Below are 16,790 nucleotides of genomic sequence, written 5' to 3'. Positions count from 1 at the left end.
TTTTGGCATGAATGAACAGTCTTTCTGATTGGCGGGGGAATGCCGAATCGAAACAGCGGCGAGAGCATTCGCTCTCGCCGCTGCGGTCGTGGCTTACGTTCGTTTCGTTGTCTTGCGCGGAGCCTGCTCTGACGATGGCGCATCCGCGATCCACTTGAGCACCTGTCCGACGATGCTGTCTTCGCCGTCGTGCTTGAGAACGCGAACAGATTGTCCAGACGCTTCGTTCAATGGTTTGAGAAAGTACACATTGCGATCTTTCTGGAGCATGCGAACATCGATTCCAGTTACGGTTCTGACGGCGACCACACACCCGGCAAGGCGGTCTGCATCGCGACGGCTTACATCGATGATCGCAATGTGGTCTCCAGCGATCAGGGGAGATAACGGGTTGTTGTGAATGGTTACGGCTCGAATTGTTCCACCTTCGGAGAACCAATGATTAGGCAGGTGCAGGTTTTCTTGAATTTCAGCAACATCCATTTGGCCCAAGTCACCTATTTTTAAGGGATTCTTTATAAGTGGAATAATACGGAATGGACTCGCTGTGGGTAACGTTACGCCGGTAACGTCAACTTCTGCACCTTCCATGAAGCCAGCCTGTTTAGCCGCCTGATCGCGCCACCACTGGCGCTCACTTCCCTCCGATACCAGCTCAGAAATTTTTAAAAGTATTGCGGGCGAGGGCTTCATGACGCCCTTTTCCCATTTCACGACCGTGGGTTGTTTCACCCCGAGCAACGCGGCCAATTGGGTCTGATTCAATCCTCGTCCCTTCCGGATGGCACGAAGGCGGGTGCCTATGCCTAAAGACACCTCCGGTAACATAACCTTGGCTATTTTCTTCTTGACCAATTTATTCCAGCGGCTATATTCTTGGTTTTCAGGCGGGACGCTGCCACGCGATGACTTGTCCCGCCTCTTGCAGAATATATGAACTCCTCCGTCTATCGAAAGAAGCTCACCACCGGAATTTACAGCCGCATTGCTCGCCAACTTGGTATTGGACGCCAGCACGTCTCCGAAGTAGCAAACGGAAACAGGCGGTCTACGCGAGTTGAATCGGCCCTCCACGCCGAATTCGCCCGCATTGACCAGCTCGTCGCCAAATTCGAGCGGAAACAAGGGGAGCGCGCTGCGTGAGAAGTGCATGGACGCAGCATGCGGGACCCGACTCCTCCGAGTCATTGCAGAATTCACAGTCAAGAATCCGCAACGGCGGACAGGCCGCGCTGAATTTCGAGCGCCGCAGATTGGATCCCGCTGGCTACAACGATGACTCTCTTGTCCGGGAGTCCATAGCTCACGCCATTAAGGGCTGCAGCAAGAGCCGGGAACAGATCGCCGACGAGATGACCTTGCTGCTCGGCGTACGTGTAACCGAGCGCATGCTGAACTCTTTCACGGCCGATGCCAACCAGCTGCATCGCTGGCCAGCTGCCTGGGACCGTGCCTTCTGCCAGGCCACAGGCGATGACGCATTGCTCGTGTGTCGCGTGCAGCGCGCCGGCCTGCATGTGATCACCCCTACGGAATATGAGCTGCTCGAACTTGGCCGCGAATATCTGCGGCAGAAGCGGGCAGCGCAGGAAGTCGAAAGGCTCGAAAAGCGCCTTTCAGGAGTGGACCTATGAAAACCGCTGTCTTCTTTCTCTTCAACCTCGTCGCCGCCTTCTTCGTCATCCACTGGCTGATGCAGATGGTCACCAACGCCATCACCGTCGTGCTTGGAGCCATCCGCTAATGAGCGCGCAACCGGCCACGAGCCTCTATCTGCTGCCGTCATCGAGCGCAGCGGAATGGCTCACAGCGGAGCAGGTGATGACCGCGACGGGATGGTCGCGCCGGACATTCTTCCGGAATGTCTCGGGCCTCATCGCTCGCGATTCTGACCGCACTGCGCCCAATGGCCGCAAAGTTCGCGAATATCTTGCCGCATCGCTTCCCGCCGAAGCACGCGGCAAGATCGGGGTCTCCGGCGACGGGCGAAAGCTGCAGGCTGGTGAATCAGCCGGAGGATTGATACCCAATCAGTCCCTGCTCTTCACCAGCCTGCCCTCCCCCACGGACGAGCACCGCATCACGCTGCCCGATCCCGAGGACCAGGCGCAGGCCGAGCAGCGCCTCGGAATCCTGAAGCCCATCCTCGAATTTGGCGACGATCCGGGCCGCTACGCTTCGCTGCGGCTGAAAGATGGCCGTCCAGTCACATCGCCGACGCGCCTGCTGATGTACCAGGCCGAGACGCATGACATCGCGGAGCGCACGCTGAAGACCTGGATCCAGCGCTATCGCGCCGGCGGATTTCCCGCGCTCGCCGACAAGCAGCGCAGCGACAAGAACACGTCGCGCTGGTTCGCCCACAACGAGAAAGCTGCGCACCTGGCCGCATATCTCCACCTCATCTGCCAGCAGAGTTACCGCGTCTGCCACGAAGCCATCCAGCAGGATGCGGAGATGCTCGGCCTCGGCGACGATCTGCCGAGCTATGAAACAGTCCGCGCCTGGCTGGCCAGCGCGCCTCCGTACCTGAAGGCGTATGCCCGCGAAGGCCGCCGCGCCTACCAGGAGCGGATGTCGCCCTACATCAGCCGCCATTACGCCGATGTCGCCTCGAACCAGATATGGGTCAGCGATCACATGATCCACGACGTCGAGGTCATGAACGACTGCTTTCCGGAAGCGCCCTACGGAACGCCGATCCGCCTGCGCTTCACCTGCCTGCTCGACTTCCATTCGCGCTATGTCGTGGGAGCGAGCTGGTGCTGGGAAGGCAGCTCCCGCTCGATTGCGACGGCCCTGCGCCGCGCGGCGCTGCGGCATGGGGCTTGTGAGCATTTTTATTGCGACAACGGCAAGGACTATCGCAAGGTCGCCAAGGGCGCGATGCCGGCATACCTGGCGAAGACCGCCGTCGACGAGCAGGAGTGGTGGGCAAACGAGACGCGCTGGCTCGACGAGATCGGTATTCTCGGCCGGCTGCAGATGAAGGTCACGCACTGCATCGTGCGTCATCCGCAGTCGAAGCATGTTGAGCGCTTCTTCCGCACGCTGCATGAGCGCTTCGACAAGCAGTGGTTCCAGAATTACACCGGCGGCGCTCCACATCTCCGCCCGGATGCCACAACAGCAGCGATGGAGCTGCACCGCAAGCTGGTGAAGCAGGGGCGCGCCAATGAGTCGTTCCATCCGCCGGCCAGCTACTTCATCGCGGCCTGCATGGCCTGGATTGACGAGTACCACCATCGCGTGCACGAGGGTGAGGGCATGGATGGTCGCACGCCCGCCCAGGTCTTCGAGCAGGACCGCCTGGACGAGTCGCGGCCAATGCCCTCGGAGCGGGATCTCGCGCTGCTGCTGGCTGAGCAGACACGCCGCAAGGTGCGCGAGTGCTCGATTGAGCTGAACAAGCGCCGCTACACGTACTACGACGCTGAATCGCGCGACGTGCTGCATGAGATGAATGAGCGCGATGTCCTGGTCGCATACGACCCCAACGACACCGAAGGCGTCGCGATCCTCGACCAGGACGGTCACTTCCTCTGCTGGGCGCGCGAAGAGCAGATGCTCGGCTTCAATCCCGCTGATCCGGAGATCCAGCAGCAGATCGGCCAGAGCATGGCCGACCGCCGCCACCTTGAAAAGTCGGCGCGCAACCTGCTCGAAGGCATCGCGCGCACGGCCCGGTCCAATGGCGCGCGCACGCCGGTCGAGATGCTGGCCGAACGGACGAAGGTTTCACCCATCGTGGAAGCGACGCTCACGCATCGCGCTCCAAAACTCAAACCTGATCCCGAAGCAGCCGCTCCCCCATCGGCAGCCGATATTGCACAGAACTTTCTGGAGGCTCTGAAGTGAAAGGCCGCACGGTCAAAAACGAAGCAACTTACGAACGCATGGACGCGCTTGCGACCATGCAGCAGGAGAGCGACAGCGTTCGCGCGCTCTTGCTCGATTATCTTGGGCGCACGGGCCTGAAGGTGGATGACTTTGCCCGGCGCATCAACTATTCCGGCGTCACGCTGCGTTTCTTCCTCGACAACCGCTATTACAACGTTGGCCGCACCGACATTCGCGTCCGCAAGGCGGTCAAGCACTTCATCGAGACGCATCCCATCGAACCGCCGCAGCGGGTCTCGGGCGAGCTGTACGACACCGCGAACGTCCGCACCATCCGCGAGACCTTTCAGAAGCTGCTGCCGAAGCCGGTGGCCTACATGGTGTACGCGCCGCCGGGATCGCAGAAGAGCTTTGTGCTGGAGCATGAGGTCGCAAGGCTCAACCAGGAAGAGCTGCACAAGAACGGCCACGGCCAGCGCGCCTACTACGTCTACGCGCGGCAGAACCTGCGGCCCCGTGATCTGATCCGCCGCGTGTGCATCGCCTGCGGTTCCCATGCCGGCAACGACATAGACCGCATGCTCTCAAACCTGCGCTTCGACTTTCAGACGCGCCGCACGCTCCTGGTCGTGGATGAGGCGCAGCATCTTGAGATCGAGTGCTTCGAGGTGCTGCGCGAGCTGCTCGACCAGCCGCCGTTCTTCTCGCTGCTCTTCGCCGGGTCGCACGATCTGAAGCAGAAGTTCGATCGCTTCTCGGCGACGCTCGAACAATGGAACTCGCGCATCATCGCCAAGGTCAAGCTGCCCGGCCTGCAGCCGCAAGAGGCAGAGGGAATCATCCTGCGTGAGATCGGCCATCTGCTCGCGCCCATGCCGGAAGCCAGGCGCAACGCCCTGATCGAAGGCCTGATGAAGCAGGCCACCACCAAGGACGCGTTTGAGAAGGCCCGCACCTACATCAACATCCGCACGCTCACCAACGCGCTTGACCAGATCAGCCAGGCGCACGCGGCGAAGATCGGGGTCCCCGTCGACAGGTCCACGTCGACGGGGTGTGAGGAGGAAGCATGCGCGTAGACATCTTCATGCAGCGCGAGGGTGCGATCGTCGTCGCGCGCCAGAAGCAGGACGTGGATATCACCGTCAGCCTCGCCGCGCGGAGGCGCATGCGCGCCGCTGACCGCCTCGCGATCACTGCGATTATCTTCGCGGTGCTTTGGCTCGCTTGCGAACTTCTGCCGGCCCTTTTCGACGGCCGCATTGCCCAGGTGGTGCGCTGATGGCGATCACGACCCAAGTCACCTGCGACGTCTGCGGCCAGCAAAAGAAGGATGGCGAGAGCTGGCTGGTAGCCGTGCGCCGCATTGATGCTCCAGGCATCGGCTTTGGCGCGGAAGGCGCCATGTATGAAGGCCGTTCACAGGATCTCGCAATCGAGCACATCTGCGGACAGGGTTGCGCGCACACGCGGCTTTCGCGCTGGCTCGATTCTCAACTTCACCAAACTACGGAGGCAGCATGAATCAGACCTTTATCCGGCCAGAACCGGAAGTTGTTGATGCGCTCGCCAAGCGCTATCAGGACGCCAAAGAGGCTCTCGCCCAAAAGAAGGCGGAGTTCGAATCCATCGAGCAGGAAGCGGTCGCGATGGTCACCGAGCACGGCATTGTTCCGCCGTATGCGGAGAAATCGCGCCGGCTCACAGGCAAGCTCGCTGAGCTGACCGTCACCAGGGGCGACACGCTCACCATCAACGATGAGCGCGTAGAGACGCTCAGAGAGGCGCTCGACGCCAACGGGCACGGTGCGTTCTTCCCCAAGCTCTTCACGCTGCGCTCGAAGTATGAAGTCGTCGAAGGCGCGGAGTCCGCGCTCAAGAGCGAGAGCCTGCCGAAACGCCTGGCTGAAAAGGTCCTGAACCTGTGGGGCCGGTGCATCAGCGTCAAGGCCAAGAAGCCATCGCTCAAGGTTGTCCTCGCCGATCCGGCAAAGCCGGCGAAGAAGGCGAAGAACGGGGTCCCCACGGACAGGTCTTCGTCTGTGGGGTTTCAGAAAGGCGGCGCGCAATGACGCTCTCGCACGCGCAACGCATGGTGCTCGAATTTGCCGCCCTGTGCAGCTCTGAGTCTCATCCGCTCGTAGTGGCAGACTTCGAGCGCTACTTCGCCGCAAATCAGTTCCCGATGCCTGTCGACAATATCGAGGCGGCGCTCATCTTCCTGATGAACGCCGAATATATGCGCCTGGAAGCACCGGAAGGCTCCTTGCCGGCGTGGGGCTTTTGGACCATCACGCCGAAGGGCCGCGCTTTTATTACGCAGACCAGAGGCACGTTCCGCAGCATGATCGAGTCCACCGAGCATCTGCTTGACCGCAAGTATCCCGACGTGGGCAAACAGCATCGCGAACCCGTCAAGTTCGACGTGCGCGTCTCTGAGGCTGCTCTCGACGCATGGTGGGAATCGCTCGACCACTTGATAAAGGCTGAGCTGTTCAACAAGTTCTGGGAGCCGCTCGAAGAGCAGATCGAGAAAGAGGCCGCCCGATGATCGTCAAGATCATGCAGCTCTATTGCGACTCCTGCAGAGTGCACGACGAGCCGACCTATGATGCCGCGATCTTCACTCCAGCGGAGATGAGGTCCCACGCGAAGCGCGCTGGTTGGCGACGCAAGACGCTCGACAGCGGCATATTGCGCGATCTGTGCCCAGCATGCGCCAAGAAAGCAGGAGGCCGCTGATGGCAAATGATGACGGCAAAATGTCACGCGTCCAGCCTGATCAGATCACGGCCCTCGATCGGGCGGCCCAGCTACTGGGCATCGAGTATCGCGCCAACCTCGTAGTCGTGATTACCCCTACGCAGGGCGTCTGCGTTCCAGGCGGAGACGTGAGCTTCGGCGAACTCGCTAAGAAGCTCCGCAGTATCGCAGATGGCCTCGACCAGGCGCACGCGCGCTATCAGGGAAAAACCTTTCAGCAGGTACACACCTTGGAGGGAATGAACTAATGCCTTGCCATCCCTACGTTGACGAACAGGGGCACGTCTTCCTCATCAATTGCAGAGAGCCGCGCCTTCCTGCATGCGAGTTCTGCGGCAAGACGGCTCCGAAGCTATGCGACTTTCCCACCGGCAACGGAAAGACCTGCGATGCCACGATCTGCGACGCGTGCGCGAAGTCCGTTGGCTTCGATCGCGATTACTGCCCGGCTCACGCGCCACAGCGTTCGCTGTTCGGGGGGCAGGAATGACGGCCAAGATCGAGCGGCTACTCGCCGAAGCCGACAATCACATTCTCGATATTCGCGTGTGCGCCAACGCTGCTCGGCGCATGGATGGCGAGACGGCGAAGGCATTCGTAAAGATGGGCGAAGCTGCAAAGCGTGAGCTGGCCCACACGCTGCGCTTGGCGCTCGATGAAGCCACGGGCAGAAAGGCTGCGCGGTAATGCAGAACTCGCTCTTCGAGACAAGGACGCCGGAGCAGCTCATGCAGGAGCGCGAGGATCTGGTCGACCAGCAGGTGCTGAACCTGCTGTGCGGCCGGACGCAGTTTCCCGTCACAGAGCAGCAGCGGCACATTCTTGAGCTGTTGCGTTATCGTCGCGGACGTTCCAAGGCAATCAAGATCAGCGAAATCTCATCGCGCCTGAATCTGAGCGCCCGCTTCGTGAAGGACATGGTGCGCAGCCTGGTCGTCGACTTCAAGCTGCAGATCGGCGCGTCGCGCGACGGCGCTGACGGTGGCTATTACCTGGTGATGAGCGACGAGGAAGCGCTGGACACCGCGCGGCCTTACATCGAAGAGGGAATTGCCATGTTCAAGCGCGCCCAGGTGTTCGTGGGCACGCGCGCCATTCTTGAGCTGCGCGGCCAGCTCTCGATCGAAGAGGAGACACACAGCGGAGGGCAGCAGTGAATTACTGGTGCTATCTGCCGGAAGAGCGCTCTTACTATGAGCTGGAAAAGCTCAGCAAGGATGCGCTGATCACGATGGCGCGCGGCTATCTCCGGGTCTTATGCCTGGATGAAGCGGAGCGACTGGAGATCATCGCAAGGGCGAAGAAGACGGGACGGATTGTCAGCCTCGGCCGCCGCATCGACGAGTTCAATGCCGATCCGCAGAAAGCGATTGCTCGCTCCATCGCGAGAAGCAAGGCCGCCAAGAAGGCAGCTCGCAGAAGGAGGAGAGCGCGTTGAGCGATCACAGTCTCGAAACCGAAGCGTGGGATCAGTTGTTCTCCACGCAATGCGAATGCGGATCCACAAAGGTCAAGAAACAGTCCTTCTGCCGGCGCTGCTATTTTTCACTGCCCCGCGAGCTGCAGCAGGCGCTCTATCGATCGTTCTCTGAAGGCTACGTCGAGGCATGGTCCGAAGCCCGCGACTACCTCAAGGAAGAACGCACAGCAAGGAGCCACCGATGAAAACACCTCCCCTGGGAACGATGTGCATAGATTGCGGCTGCTGCCGCGCCGATCTCTATGCCGTCGACGATCCCATCTGCTGGGCTTGCGATGCTGGCGAGCCTTGCAAAAACAAACAGCAATCACAATCAGCGCCGGCCCACGCGGCCGTCGCACAACTGGAGGAAAACGTGATACGCACTACCGATGACATTAAGCAAAAGATCATCGCTGCCGATCCATCGATCTCGAATGTTGAGCTTGGACGTCGGCTCGGCGTCAAGGATGGAACGGTGTTTTACATCCGCAAACAGCACGGCATCCGGAGCACCGCGAAACCGGGCACCCGCGCTAAGAAGACCGCCGCCGTGACGGCTTCGTCGTCGACCACCATGACGGTCGACGGAACGCCGGCAGCTACGCAAACCCAACCGCAGACGATCAGCGTATCCCTGACTCCCGAACGCATGGATCTCGTGTGGGGCTATTTCTCTCCTGAAGAAAAGGCCATCGGTATCAAGGCCATCCTGCAGGCCCAGCTGGAGGCGTGCTGATGCTTTGCGCCAAGTGCGCCGGCGAAACTGTCCAGGCCAAAGACGGCCTGTGCCGTGGCTGCCGGCTGCGCACCTATCAGGTGATCCGCTATCCCTGGACGTCGCAGATGGACGACCAGCTGCGCCAGGCATACCGGATCGCCCGCAACAAGACGCAGCTCTCGCGCGAACTGACGCGCCTGAGCAACACCTTCAGTTATCCGCGCCATGTCCTCAATCAACGCGCGCAGAAGATGCGCCTGATCCTGCTCATGCCGCGCAAGTGGAGCGACGAGGAGATCGAGCAGGCGCGTGGGTTGGCCGGCGAGATGCCGCTGCGCAAGATGGCGAAGGTGATGCGCCGTTCGCCGTATGCCATCAAGTGCAAGCTGCACACTCTTGGCATCGGCGTGCAGGTCCTCGACGGCTACAGCACGCGCCTGCTGGGCGAGCTGCTCGGCGTGCACCACAACCGCATCTCGACGTGGATCGCGCGCGGCTGGCTCGTTGTGCGCGAGGGCCGCATCACAGAAGCCTCAGTCCAGCGCTTTCTCTGGGATCACATGGACGAGTACCGCTTCCGCTTGGCCGACGAAGCGTGGCTCAAAGGGATGCTCAATCCCAGCATCGGAACTCTGACGATTCGGCCAAAGAAAGAAGAGGCGGCATGATGCAAGTGGATACGGCAACCTTGATCCAGTGGGAACGTGCGAAGGGCGAGCTGCGTGCTCTTGTGGTCGCCTGCCAGCAACAGGACGACGACGTGGAAGCGTCGGAGGAGATCAACAATAGCGTTCAGAACATGATCGACGAGGTTGATGGGCTAATAGAGGGGGAACGATAGGGCATGTCCCCACGCCGCCCACGTAAGGAACCTTCCGATCATCGCCACGCGACGGTGAAGAGCTTGCTCGCGGCCTATTGGTCCGTTGAGAATCCCGATACGCCGGACCTTCCGTGGGGCGCGGCCGAGGCGGGATGCGTTGGGGCGTTCCTGCGCGCGCATCCATCGATCAGCGTCGGCATAATCGACCAGTGCCTGCAGCATCGGCTCACCAGCGATGACCACGCACCAGGCGAAGGCATCTATCGCTGGTTCCGCGATCTGCTGCGCTACAAGAATGGGCCGCTCGATCGCTTCCGTCTTCCGAAGAAGGTCAGCTCCGAAGCGACGGTTGGCATGCAATCCGCCGAAGTCGAATCGAAAGATGATGTACGCGCATGGTTTCTGGAGCGCGCGAAAAAGCGCAAGGATAACGGCTCGGCGCTCGATTCGCTCGATCTTCGGTTACTGCACGAGGAGGGTTTGCTGTGATGGCTGCTTTCAACTTCAAGCAACAGTTCAAGCCGATGATCCTCAGCGGCCGCAAACGTCACACCATTCGGGCAAAACGCAAGCGCTGCACGAAGCCCGGTGAACGCCTTTATCTCTTCTGTGGGATGCGTACTAAATTTTGCGAACGACTGATGGAGCCGGTCTGCACAAAAGTGCAGGACATTGTTATTGATTCAACAGGCTCGATTTTTATAGACGGCGAGCGTCTTCATAGCGATGAGCGTGAGGCGCTCGCTGCTGCTGATGGCTTTGCCAGCTATGTCGACATGATGAAGTTCTGGAACGGTCGGCTACCTTTCGAGGGCGACATCATTCACTGGAAATTCTCAGGAGCGCAAGCGTGAAGCAGTTCCTCCACATCGCCACCGAGATCGGCGCGCTGGTCGAGAAGAAGAACGCCGCTTATGGCAGCAGCTTTGCCAAGTCCGGTGCCTTCCTGCGCCTGCTGTATCCCGATGGGATTCGCCCTGAGCAATTCGACGACGCGCTGCTCATCACGCGGGTCTTTGACAAGCTGCAACGCATTGCAACCGACCGCGACGCCCTGGGCGAATCACCCTATCGAGACATCGCCGGCTACGGAATACTCGGCGCATCCATGCACGAAAGCAAGCTGAAGGAGAAGGGATCAAACGGTGGGCGCAAACCCCATGTACCTACGCGTGTGTCAAAGAGCCGGATGCGGCAAGCCCGTAAAAAGAAACAGAGACCGCTTCTGCAGCGACAGTTGCCGGATGAAGGACTTCAGGGAGATCAACGGACGGAAGCCGCCAACTTGCCCGCATTGCGGCAAGAATCTTCGCAAACCTGGACGGCCTCTGGCCCGGTAGAAGGTATAACGCAGTTATAAGTCAAGTTAGTAAGTTGATCTAAGTTGGAGTGAGTCATGGAAACGAAGATAACTACAGGTCAGATGAAGCGGCTGCAGGTGCTCTATGGGCAGTTAGCTCGTCATACCTTTGACGGCGGCAACGGCGGCCGCGAAGCACGCCTGGAATGGGCTTCGCAGCTCGTGCGCCGCAAGATTTCTTCCTTCAGTGAACTCACCTTCGAGGACGCGCGCCATCTCATCGATGTCACCCAGGCGCAGCTCGGCGTGAAGGCTCCGGCCACGTCGAAGCGTATGGATCGCGAGCGCGCGCGGCGTGCCGGCACGGAAGGGCGCAAGGGCAGCGACGACAGCAGCGTGACGCTCGTCGGCCCCGAAGAGCTGGCGCGCATTCAACGCGCGCTCGACGTGCTTGGATGGAGCCAGGCGCAGTTCGAAGGATGGCTGCGCTCGCCTCGCTCACCGCTGGGAAAGAAGTCCAATCCGAGCATCCGCACGCTGCGCGAAGCAAATCGCGTATGGTGGGCGCTGAAGGGCATGGCCCAGGCGCGCGGTCTCTGGAAGGACGAGACGGCTTACAGGAGACAGAGCGCATGACCACACGAGAGATAGCCGATTTGTTGCTCCATGCATTTAACAAGGCGCTCAGCGATAGTGCCGAGTGGGCCAAAGCGATCGAGCACGCAGACGCTCACGGCATTGACGTCGGCGTCAAGGCAGAGATAGAGATCTATGTCGAGCGACAAGTTGATAACGCTGCTGTTCCTTCAGACGATGACTTCCTCCGCCATCTGCGCATTGTTCCGAATCTGAAGGTGGAGTAAGACATGAAGCTTCGTATCCCTGACCAATTACTGCTGCCCTGGAGTCCGAGGGTCACCATCAGCGTCGAGCGTGCTGCCGAGATCCTCGACGTCTCGCGTGACACCATAGAGCGCATGTGTCAGGACGGAACGCTGATGTCTTACAAAGTGCGCCCAGGTGTGGCGCGCAGCCCGTGGCGCATCAACTATGATGCCTTTGTAAAATACTGCGAGGATCTGCACGAAAAGAGCGGCCTGGAGAAGAGGTTTTAGATGCTGATAGGCTGCGTTCCGAGGGCGATTCTGGACCCTGTCAAGTACCCTCCCGAGAATATTTTCGAGGCGAATCTATGATTTTTAGTATGTCCGGCATGGCACTTGGATTTTCGCCTTCGGAGCGCCGGATCGGGCGTGGCACTTGGATGCCCGGAGGCGGTTTTACCCGCATCGGTGGCGGGAATCACGAGTTTTCCACCGTTTGCGGACCGGCCGAAAATCACCGTGGCACTCATGGCACTCGGATTTGGCACGCAGCCGGACGGGAAATCAGTCACTTAGCGTCGAAATCCAAGTGCCAAGTTCCATCTCGGTGCAGTGCAAAGCCTGTATCGGTTCCAGTCCGAAATGCTGTGGAAAAATGCCCCGCGCCCGCGTCAATCCCGCTGTTTCACGCGCCCGCCCGCCATATCCCACCAGTGCAGCTTACTTTCTGTACTCACAAGAGACTTGGCGTGTTATTTCGCCGAAACTGCTATCCTTGAAATAGGAAGCAAAAAGCCCGCCATGAGCGGGCTTTTCCATTTACAGAAACGAAGACCCCTCGCTAAGTTGTTGAAAACACTAGAAACGACATAACCCAAACAGAATCAGCAGGATAGCGGGGGATTATCCCCCGCTAAATTGTTGAAAAATAAGGAACCGGAAGAAGGGCGGGGAGGGGGAGGGGGTTTACCCCTGCAGGAAAGGATTCGAATCGCGTTCTTCCCCGATCGTCGTCGCTGGCCCATGTCCCGGAATGACCTGCGTTTCATCCGGAAGCGGTAGCAACCGGTCGCGGATCGACCGCAGAATCTTCCCATAGTCCCCACCCGGAAGGTCAGTCCGCCCGATGGACCCGGCAAAGAGCGTATCGCCAGCCACCAGCAGGTTCAGCGGAGCGAAGTGCAGGCAAATGCTCCCGGGCGTATGTCCCGGAGTATGCAGCACCGTCGCCGGATACCTCTCCAGTCCGACGACAAGGTGGTCATCGGCGCTCGCGTCCGGCGGCGCCACCTCGGGAGTAGCAGTTCCCAGCCACCCCGCCTGCATCTCCATCATCTCCAGCAACGGCAGATCATTCTGGTTCAGAAAAATGGGCGCACCGGTCTGCTGCTTGAGTTTCAACGCGCCGCCAACATGATCGATGTGCGCATGCGTGACCACAATCTGCTTCAACTTGAGCCGATGTTTTTCGAGACGCGCAACAATTTGTGGGATGTTGTCACCCGGATCGATCACCATCGCCTCGCCGGTCGTCTCATCTCCGAGGATCGTGCAGTTGCATTGCAGCATGCCAACAGGAAAGGTCTCGAGGATCATATTTTGATTGTCTACGATTGTTTCTCTGGGAAGCTGCCCAAAACGCGCAAAATGCGTAACAATGATTCCGCTATGGCAATCCGCAAAGAGTGGACCGAATGGCATCTGACGCCTCGCGGCTGGGAGCGCGGCGCCTCGCGCGTACAAGGACAAGGAAACACCTGGGTCGAAGAACCAACCGACCGCGTCCTCAGCTTCGTGTATCAGGAACTGCAAGGCGATGACTCGCCTGAAGCGAAGAAATGGGGCGAAGAGACGTGGCGCTCGAAGAAGGCGCAGAACATCGACGATCTGCTCAAGCAATACGGCCCTGCGCCGGAGAAACTGTAGCTTCAGGCCAGCGTCACTTTCCCAGTTCCTATGTCGTAAACTCCGGCAACAACCTTCACCTTGCCCTCCTTGACCATCGGGGCGATCACGGTCGATGCCTCGCTCAGCAGTTTCGCCTGAACCTGAGCGTTTGCCTTCGTGACGGTAGCAAGATCGGAGCCTGCCTGATCGATCGCTGGCTGAATATGCGGGAAGAGCGCGCTGATCTGGCCAGGCGCATCTTTGCCCTGAATCGCCGCTTTTACCGCGCCGCAGTTGGCATGGCCGAGAACGAGAATTACCTTGGTTCCAAGCACAGCAGCGCCGTATTCAAGGCTGGCGATGATCTCGGTTGTGGCGAGGTTCCCCGCAACGCGCGTGACGAAGACGTGCCCGATCGTCTGGTCGAAGATAAGTTCCACCGGCACGCGGGAATCGGCACAGGCAAGCACGGCCGCGTAGGGCTCCTGCTTGTCGACGGTGCGTTCCTTGAGCACTTTGAGATCATGCTCAATGCTGGTCATGCGTCCAGCGGCGAAGCGTTCGTTGCCATCCACCAACTCCCTGAGAGCTTCATCAGGAGTGAGAGGCGATTGCGCGCTGAGATGCGGAGTTGAGAGGAAGTCGAGCGAGCCTGCGGCGACGAGACTCGCTGCGGAAGCGCCGATGAAACTGCGACGGGAGAAAGCCATGCAATCCTCCGTGCCGGAACTGACAGAGAGACCATGATAGCGCAGTGCATTGCAGCTGCATGATTATTGCGCCAGCGGCTTCACAACCGATCCACTCTTCATCACCCACGCAACACGCTCCATCACGGTGATATCTGTCAGCGGATCGCCTGACACCGCAACCAGATCGGCGTATTTACCCGGCTCAATCGTTCCCATGTCCTTGTCGAGCGAGAGCAGCGTTGCACCATTGATCGTCGCTGCCTGCAGCGCTTCAAGCGGAGTCATGCCGCCCCGCACCAGTGCTCCAAACTCCTTCGACACGGACTCATCAACGTCGGCATCGTCGACGCCGTAGGCGATCTTCAGGTGGTACTTGAGAGCCCGCCGAAACGCCGGTCCCTGCTCCTTGACGATGTCGATGCCTTTCGCCATGCTGCGCGGATCGCGCCCTTTCGACAGGCCGGTTTCGAGGTCATGCTGGAAGCAGTAGAGTGTAGGCACAAGCCACGTCCCACGCTGCGCCATCATCTGCGCGCCCTCATCGTCGAGCATGGTCCCATGCTCGATCGAGTCGACGCCTGCGCGGATCGCGGCCTTGATGCCAATCGTGCCTTCAGCGTGCGCCATGACTTTGCGTCCCGCGCGGTGCGCGACTTCAACCGCGCGAGCCATCTGCTCGTCACTGAGCTCTTGCACGCGGTAGTCACTGATCGGGTCCATCACGCCGCCAGTGGCCATGAGCTTGATCCAGTCCGCTCCGTACTTGATATCGCGGCGCACGATGCGGCTCACATCGTCCACGGTGTCTACCGTGTTGGGTTGCTCAAGGCCCGGCTTATCCGGCGAGAGGAGATCGCCATCCCCATGTCCACCTGTAACGGAGACGAAACTCCCCGCAGCGACAATGCGTGGCCCGGTGATGAGTCCCTTGGCAACGCCGTCACGCAGGGCGAACTGCGGATAGGATGGATACTCTTCCCCCGCATCCCGCAGGGCAGTGAATCCATGAGCCAGCCATACTTGCAGGTTGGCAACGCCTCGCACAGTCGCTTGCGGCGCTGACGTCATCAGGTATTTGCCGGCTGTTTGCGTCGTCGGATCGGAAAGGATGTGTGCATGGCAATCGATAAGCCCCGGCACGATGGTATACCTGCTCATGTCTATTACGGCATCACCCGGGGGCGCACTGGTGCTGATGGCTTGAATGCGTTCCCCCTGAATCAGGATGTAGGCGTCAGAGGTAACTTTGCCGCTACGCACGTCGATTACCCGCCCGGCATGCACGGCAATTTCCTTGGAAGACGACGTCTGTGCCTGAATGGGAAGAAGCGCGATGGTCGAAAAGGCAAGGAGAAGATAAAGCGGGTTCTTGGAACTCACTGGTGGGAATCCTTAGTTGGTCTGTGAGCGTGATGGTAACAGAGCTAGCGCTGCAAATAGTAAAGGCAGGCTTGTGGCCTGCCTTTTGAGCAACTAAGAGTGAGTGGGGTTACTTCTTGGCAGGAACCGACTGCGTCGCCTTTGTGCCTTCGAGAACGGAGTGTCCGCCCGTGCGCTTCTGCATAAGGATCGTAAGGCCGATGGAGGTCAGCATGAAGATGATGGCGCACCACGTTGTAAGCCGCGTCAACAGGTTAGCTGCTCCGCGCGGACCAAAGGCTGTCTGTGAGCCCTGGCCGCCAAATGCGCCGGCAAGATCAGCGCTCTTGCCCTGCTGCAGCAGCACGACGATGACCAGAAAGACACAGACGATGACGTGGAGAACAACCAATAAATAAAACATGCGTGATTCTTCAGGAAACCTCGGAAAGATACGTCGGACTTTTTTGGTGCGGAAGGGGGGACTTGAACCCCCATGCCTCTCGGCGCCACCCCCTCAAGATGGTGTGTCTGCCAATTTCACCACTTCCGCACTTTGTAACTGCCAAACCTTCAATTACTTATCCGGTGCTCTCTTGAGAACCCGTTGAACCTGCACCGGATTTTGCACCGACTCGGTACGTCTTGCTCCCCGAAGGCCGTCCACTCTGCGATCCAAATCTCCCAAAACGGATAAACAACTTTTGAACCGCGTTCGCCTGTGGATGAACGTAACGCATCGTTGTCTTTATATTATCGTGGCCAGCTACATACTGCAATGTAAAGGGGTCCGTGTACTCGCCGGTTTCGGTCAGGAAGCATGCCTCAGGGCATGCTTTCCCATTCCCATTTTTCGCTTGCCATACGGCGGCGGACCAGACATTCCGGATTGCTGGTCACTCGCCCGAACTCCGACAGTTCGGGTTTTCTCTGTCTGGATTGGTCAATGAGTGACTCGGCGATTATGCATGAGCTGACGGCGCGTCCGGTAAGCAGCCTTATAGCAAGCGAGCAGATGAATCTCGCGGGTGTTCGAGAATGGACATGCAGGAGGAAAAGTGACCACTGGCAAGCCGGGCCTGGAAGCTCTCGCACAAGCTATATCACTGATGAGCAATATCT

29 protein-coding genes and 1 tRNA gene are annotated in these 16,790 nt (G+C 59.4%); 24 read left to right on the top strand and 6 right to left on the bottom strand.

Annotation, left to right across the window (positions count from 1 at the left end):
* Positions 1 to 93: 93 nt before the first annotated feature.
* Entirely contained in the window at positions 94 to 1,125 is a 1,032-nt protein-coding gene (locus H7849_RS11825; protein ID WP_186746736.1) for a helix-turn-helix domain-containing protein, read from the bottom strand.
* A 14-nt stretch (positions 1,126 to 1,139) separates the two neighbouring features.
* On the opposite strand from H7849_RS11825, the gene H7849_RS11820 reads away from it, so the two are divergent.
* The 23 genes from H7849_RS11820 to H7849_RS11710 all read left to right on the top strand — a co-directional run bounded on the left by H7849_RS11820 (position 1,140) and on the right by H7849_RS11710 (position 12,021).
* Entirely contained in the window at positions 1,140 to 1,634 is a 495-nt protein-coding gene (locus H7849_RS11820) for a hypothetical protein (protein WP_186746734.1), read from the top strand.
* A 109-nt stretch (positions 1,635 to 1,743) separates the two neighbouring features.
* Complete coding sequence (locus tag H7849_RS11815) at positions 1,744 to 3,858, top strand: Mu transposase C-terminal domain-containing protein (RefSeq protein ID WP_186746732.1); 2,115 nt, start codon at positions 1,744 to 1,746, stop codon at positions 3,856 to 3,858.
* The gene (locus H7849_RS11810; RefSeq protein ID WP_186746731.1) at positions 3,855 to 4,919 is read left to right on the top strand and encodes an AAA family ATPase; all 1,065 of its coding nucleotides are present in this window, start codon (positions 3,855 to 3,857) and stop codon (positions 4,917 to 4,919) included. The genes H7849_RS11815 and H7849_RS11810 overlap by 4 nt, the downstream gene beginning before the upstream one ends.
* Complete coding sequence (locus tag H7849_RS11805) at positions 4,910 to 5,122, top strand: hypothetical protein (RefSeq protein ID WP_186746729.1); 213 nt, start codon at positions 4,910 to 4,912, stop codon at positions 5,120 to 5,122. Before H7849_RS11810 ends, H7849_RS11805 begins: the two co-directional genes overlap by 10 nt.
* Positions 5,122 to 5,364, top strand: coding sequence for a hypothetical protein (locus H7849_RS11800; protein WP_186746727.1), 243 nt, complete (start codon positions 5,122 to 5,124; stop codon positions 5,362 to 5,364). The genes H7849_RS11805 and H7849_RS11800 overlap by 1 nt, the downstream gene beginning before the upstream one ends.
* Positions 5,361 to 5,912, top strand: coding sequence for a hypothetical protein (locus tag H7849_RS11795; protein ID WP_186746725.1), 552 nt, complete (start codon positions 5,361 to 5,363; stop codon positions 5,910 to 5,912). Before H7849_RS11800 ends, H7849_RS11795 begins: the two co-directional genes overlap by 4 nt.
* The gene (locus H7849_RS11790) at positions 5,909 to 6,391 is read left to right on the top strand and encodes an SH3 domain-containing protein (protein WP_186746724.1); all 483 of its coding nucleotides are present in this window, start codon (positions 5,909 to 5,911) and stop codon (positions 6,389 to 6,391) included. The genes H7849_RS11795 and H7849_RS11790 overlap by 4 nt, the downstream gene beginning before the upstream one ends.
* Positions 6,388 to 6,582 carry a hypothetical protein gene (locus tag H7849_RS11785; protein ID WP_186746723.1) on the top strand — a complete coding sequence of 65 codons (195 nt, stop codon included), beginning with the start codon at positions 6,388 to 6,390 and terminating at the stop codon, positions 6,580 to 6,582. The genes H7849_RS11790 and H7849_RS11785 overlap by 4 nt, the downstream gene beginning before the upstream one ends.
* Positions 6,582 to 6,851, top strand: a complete 270-nt coding sequence (locus H7849_RS11780; protein WP_186746722.1) for a hypothetical protein — start codon at positions 6,582 to 6,584, stop codon at positions 6,849 to 6,851. The genes H7849_RS11785 and H7849_RS11780 overlap by 1 nt, the downstream gene beginning before the upstream one ends.
* The gene (locus H7849_RS11775) at positions 6,851 to 7,093 is read left to right on the top strand and encodes a hypothetical protein (RefSeq protein WP_186746721.1); all 243 of its coding nucleotides are present in this window, start codon (positions 6,851 to 6,853) and stop codon (positions 7,091 to 7,093) included. The genes H7849_RS11780 and H7849_RS11775 overlap by 1 nt, the downstream gene beginning before the upstream one ends.
* The gene (locus tag H7849_RS11770; RefSeq protein WP_186746720.1) at positions 7,090 to 7,290 is read left to right on the top strand and encodes a hypothetical protein; all 201 of its coding nucleotides are present in this window, start codon (positions 7,090 to 7,092) and stop codon (positions 7,288 to 7,290) included. Before H7849_RS11775 ends, H7849_RS11770 begins: the two co-directional genes overlap by 4 nt.
* Complete coding sequence (locus H7849_RS11765) at positions 7,290 to 7,760, top strand: hypothetical protein (protein WP_186746719.1); 471 nt, start codon at positions 7,290 to 7,292, stop codon at positions 7,758 to 7,760. The genes H7849_RS11770 and H7849_RS11765 overlap by 1 nt, the downstream gene beginning before the upstream one ends.
* Entirely contained in the window at positions 7,757 to 8,041 is a 285-nt protein-coding gene (locus tag H7849_RS11760) for a hypothetical protein (RefSeq protein ID WP_186746718.1), read from the top strand. The genes H7849_RS11765 and H7849_RS11760 overlap by 4 nt, the downstream gene beginning before the upstream one ends.
* Positions 8,038 to 8,268: a hypothetical protein gene (locus tag H7849_RS11755; protein ID WP_186746717.1), complete on the top strand. Its 231-nt coding sequence runs from the start codon at positions 8,038 to 8,040 to the stop codon at positions 8,266 to 8,268. Before H7849_RS11760 ends, H7849_RS11755 begins: the two co-directional genes overlap by 4 nt.
* Complete coding sequence (locus H7849_RS11750) at positions 8,265 to 8,801, top strand: Lrp/AsnC family transcriptional regulator (RefSeq protein WP_186746715.1); 537 nt, start codon at positions 8,265 to 8,267, stop codon at positions 8,799 to 8,801. The genes H7849_RS11755 and H7849_RS11750 overlap by 4 nt, the downstream gene beginning before the upstream one ends.
* Positions 8,801 to 9,451, top strand: a complete 651-nt coding sequence (locus tag H7849_RS11745; protein WP_186746713.1) for a hypothetical protein — start codon at positions 8,801 to 8,803, stop codon at positions 9,449 to 9,451. The genes H7849_RS11750 and H7849_RS11745 overlap by 1 nt, the downstream gene beginning before the upstream one ends.
* Positions 9,448 to 9,624, top strand: a complete 177-nt coding sequence (locus tag H7849_RS11740) for a hypothetical protein (RefSeq protein WP_186746711.1) — start codon at positions 9,448 to 9,450, stop codon at positions 9,622 to 9,624. The genes H7849_RS11745 and H7849_RS11740 overlap by 4 nt, the downstream gene beginning before the upstream one ends.
* Positions 9,625 to 9,627: 3 nt before the next feature.
* Positions 9,628 to 10,095 carry a hypothetical protein gene (locus tag H7849_RS11735; RefSeq protein ID WP_186746710.1) on the top strand — a complete coding sequence of 156 codons (468 nt, stop codon included), beginning with the start codon at positions 9,628 to 9,630 and terminating at the stop codon, positions 10,093 to 10,095.
* Entirely contained in the window at positions 10,095 to 10,460 is a 366-nt protein-coding gene (locus tag H7849_RS11730; protein WP_186746709.1) for an ASCH domain-containing protein, read from the top strand. The genes H7849_RS11735 and H7849_RS11730 overlap by 1 nt, the downstream gene beginning before the upstream one ends.
* Positions 10,457 to 10,966 carry a hypothetical protein gene (locus tag H7849_RS11725; RefSeq protein ID WP_186746708.1) on the top strand — a complete coding sequence of 170 codons (510 nt, stop codon included), beginning with the start codon at positions 10,457 to 10,459 and terminating at the stop codon, positions 10,964 to 10,966. Before H7849_RS11730 ends, H7849_RS11725 begins: the two co-directional genes overlap by 4 nt.
* Before the next feature lie 36 nt (positions 10,967 to 11,002).
* On the top strand, positions 11,003 to 11,542 hold the full coding sequence (locus H7849_RS11720) for a hypothetical protein (protein ID WP_186746707.1): 540 nt from the start codon (positions 11,003 to 11,005) through the stop codon (positions 11,540 to 11,542).
* Entirely contained in the window at positions 11,539 to 11,769 is a 231-nt protein-coding gene (locus H7849_RS11715; RefSeq protein ID WP_186746706.1) for a hypothetical protein, read from the top strand. The genes H7849_RS11720 and H7849_RS11715 overlap by 4 nt, the downstream gene beginning before the upstream one ends.
* Positions 11,770 to 11,772: 3 nt before the next feature.
* A complete protein-coding gene (locus H7849_RS11710) occupies positions 11,773 to 12,021 on the top strand; it encodes an excisionase family DNA-binding protein (protein ID WP_186746705.1) in 249 nt (82 codons plus the stop codon).
* A 675-nt stretch (positions 12,022 to 12,696) separates the two neighbouring features.
* On the opposite strand, the gene H7849_RS11705 is transcribed toward H7849_RS11710, so the two are convergent.
* A complete protein-coding gene (locus H7849_RS11705) occupies positions 12,697 to 13,326 on the bottom strand; it encodes an MBL fold metallo-hydrolase (RefSeq protein WP_186746704.1) in 630 nt (209 codons plus the stop codon).
* Between the two features lie 72 nt (positions 13,327 to 13,398).
* Between H7849_RS11705 and H7849_RS11700 the strand changes: the two genes are divergently transcribed.
* Positions 13,399 to 13,656: a hypothetical protein gene (locus tag H7849_RS11700; protein ID WP_186746703.1), complete on the top strand. Its 258-nt coding sequence runs from the start codon at positions 13,399 to 13,401 to the stop codon at positions 13,654 to 13,656.
* A 2-nt stretch (positions 13,657 to 13,658) separates the two neighbouring features.
* Here the strand turns inward: H7849_RS11700 and H7849_RS11695 are convergent, their stop codons facing one another.
* The 4 genes from H7849_RS11695 to H7849_RS11680 form a co-directional block, all read right to left on the bottom strand.
* Positions 13,659 to 14,327 carry a carbonic anhydrase gene (locus H7849_RS11695; protein WP_186746701.1) on the bottom strand — a complete coding sequence of 223 codons (669 nt, stop codon included), beginning with the start codon at positions 14,325 to 14,327 and terminating at the stop codon, positions 13,659 to 13,661.
* 63 nt (positions 14,328 to 14,390) lie between these two features.
* Positions 14,391 to 15,689, bottom strand: a complete 1,299-nt coding sequence (locus H7849_RS11690; RefSeq protein WP_186746699.1) for a metal-dependent hydrolase family protein — start codon at positions 15,687 to 15,689, stop codon at positions 14,391 to 14,393.
* Between the two features lie 109 nt (positions 15,690 to 15,798).
* Positions 15,799 to 16,092 (bottom strand): preprotein translocase subunit SecG, encoded by a 294-nt coding sequence (secG, locus tag H7849_RS11685; RefSeq protein WP_186746698.1) that lies wholly within the window; start codon positions 16,090 to 16,092, stop codon positions 15,799 to 15,801.
* A gap of 44 nt (positions 16,093 to 16,136) precedes the next feature.
* Positions 16,137 to 16,221 (bottom strand) — tRNA-Leu (locus H7849_RS11680).
* Between the last annotated feature and the right edge of the window lie 569 nt (positions 16,222 to 16,790).

Source organism: Alloacidobacterium dinghuense (assembly GCF_014274465.1).
Taxonomy (GTDB): Bacteria; Acidobacteriota; Terriglobia; order Terriglobales; family Acidobacteriaceae; genus Alloacidobacterium; species Alloacidobacterium dinghuense.
This window is presented reverse-complemented; position numbering and strand designations above follow the sequence as displayed.

Excerpts from the sequence above, each read along its gene's own strand:
- H7849_RS11815 (WP_186746732.1), top strand. The coding sequence starts at position 1,744 with ATGAGCGCGCAACCGGCCACGAGCCTCTATCTGCTGCCGTCATCGAGC.
- H7849_RS11805 (WP_186746729.1), top strand. The coding sequence starts at position 4,910 with ATGCGCGTAGACATCTTCATGCAGCGCGAGGGTGCGATCGTCGTCGCG.
- H7849_RS11800 (WP_186746727.1), top strand. The coding sequence starts at position 5,122 with ATGGCGATCACGACCCAAGTCACCTGCGACGTCTGCGGCCAGCAAAAG.
- H7849_RS11795 (WP_186746725.1), top strand. The coding sequence starts at position 5,361 with ATGAATCAGACCTTTATCCGGCCAGAACCGGAAGTTGTTGATGCGCTC.
- H7849_RS11790 (WP_186746724.1), top strand. The coding sequence starts at position 5,909 with ATGACGCTCTCGCACGCGCAACGCATGGTGCTCGAATTTGCCGCCCTG.
- H7849_RS11785 (WP_186746723.1), top strand. The coding sequence starts at position 6,388 with ATGATCGTCAAGATCATGCAGCTCTATTGCGACTCCTGCAGAGTGCAC.
- H7849_RS11780 (WP_186746722.1), top strand. The coding sequence starts at position 6,582 with ATGGCAAATGATGACGGCAAAATGTCACGCGTCCAGCCTGATCAGATC.
- H7849_RS11775 (WP_186746721.1), top strand. The coding sequence starts at position 6,851 with ATGCCTTGCCATCCCTACGTTGACGAACAGGGGCACGTCTTCCTCATC.
- H7849_RS11770 (WP_186746720.1), top strand. The coding sequence starts at position 7,090 with ATGACGGCCAAGATCGAGCGGCTACTCGCCGAAGCCGACAATCACATT.
- H7849_RS11765 (WP_186746719.1), top strand. The coding sequence starts at position 7,290 with ATGCAGAACTCGCTCTTCGAGACAAGGACGCCGGAGCAGCTCATGCAG.
- H7849_RS11750 (WP_186746715.1), top strand. The coding sequence starts at position 8,265 with ATGAAAACACCTCCCCTGGGAACGATGTGCATAGATTGCGGCTGCTGC.
- H7849_RS11745 (WP_186746713.1), top strand. The coding sequence starts at position 8,801 with ATGCTTTGCGCCAAGTGCGCCGGCGAAACTGTCCAGGCCAAAGACGGC.
- H7849_RS11740 (WP_186746711.1), top strand. The coding sequence starts at position 9,448 with ATGATGCAAGTGGATACGGCAACCTTGATCCAGTGGGAACGTGCGAAG.
- H7849_RS11735 (WP_186746710.1), top strand. The coding sequence starts at position 9,628 with ATGTCCCCACGCCGCCCACGTAAGGAACCTTCCGATCATCGCCACGCG.
- H7849_RS11730 (WP_186746709.1), top strand. The coding sequence starts at position 10,095 with ATGGCTGCTTTCAACTTCAAGCAACAGTTCAAGCCGATGATCCTCAGC.
- H7849_RS11720 (WP_186746707.1), top strand. The coding sequence starts at position 11,003 with ATGGAAACGAAGATAACTACAGGTCAGATGAAGCGGCTGCAGGTGCTC.
- H7849_RS11715 (WP_186746706.1), top strand. The coding sequence starts at position 11,539 with ATGACCACACGAGAGATAGCCGATTTGTTGCTCCATGCATTTAACAAG.
- H7849_RS11710 (WP_186746705.1), top strand. The coding sequence starts at position 11,773 with ATGAAGCTTCGTATCCCTGACCAATTACTGCTGCCCTGGAGTCCGAGG.
- H7849_RS11705 (WP_186746704.1), bottom strand. The coding sequence starts at position 13,326 with ATGATCCTCGAGACCTTTCCTGTTGGCATGCTGCAATGCAACTGCACG.
- H7849_RS11700 (WP_186746703.1), top strand. The coding sequence starts at position 13,399 with ATGGCAATCCGCAAAGAGTGGACCGAATGGCATCTGACGCCTCGCGGC.
- H7849_RS11695 (WP_186746701.1), bottom strand. The coding sequence starts at position 14,327 with ATGGCTTTCTCCCGTCGCAGTTTCATCGGCGCTTCCGCAGCGAGTCTC.
- secG (WP_186746698.1), bottom strand. The coding sequence starts at position 16,092 with ATGTTTTATTTATTGGTTGTTCTCCACGTCATCGTCTGTGTCTTTCTG.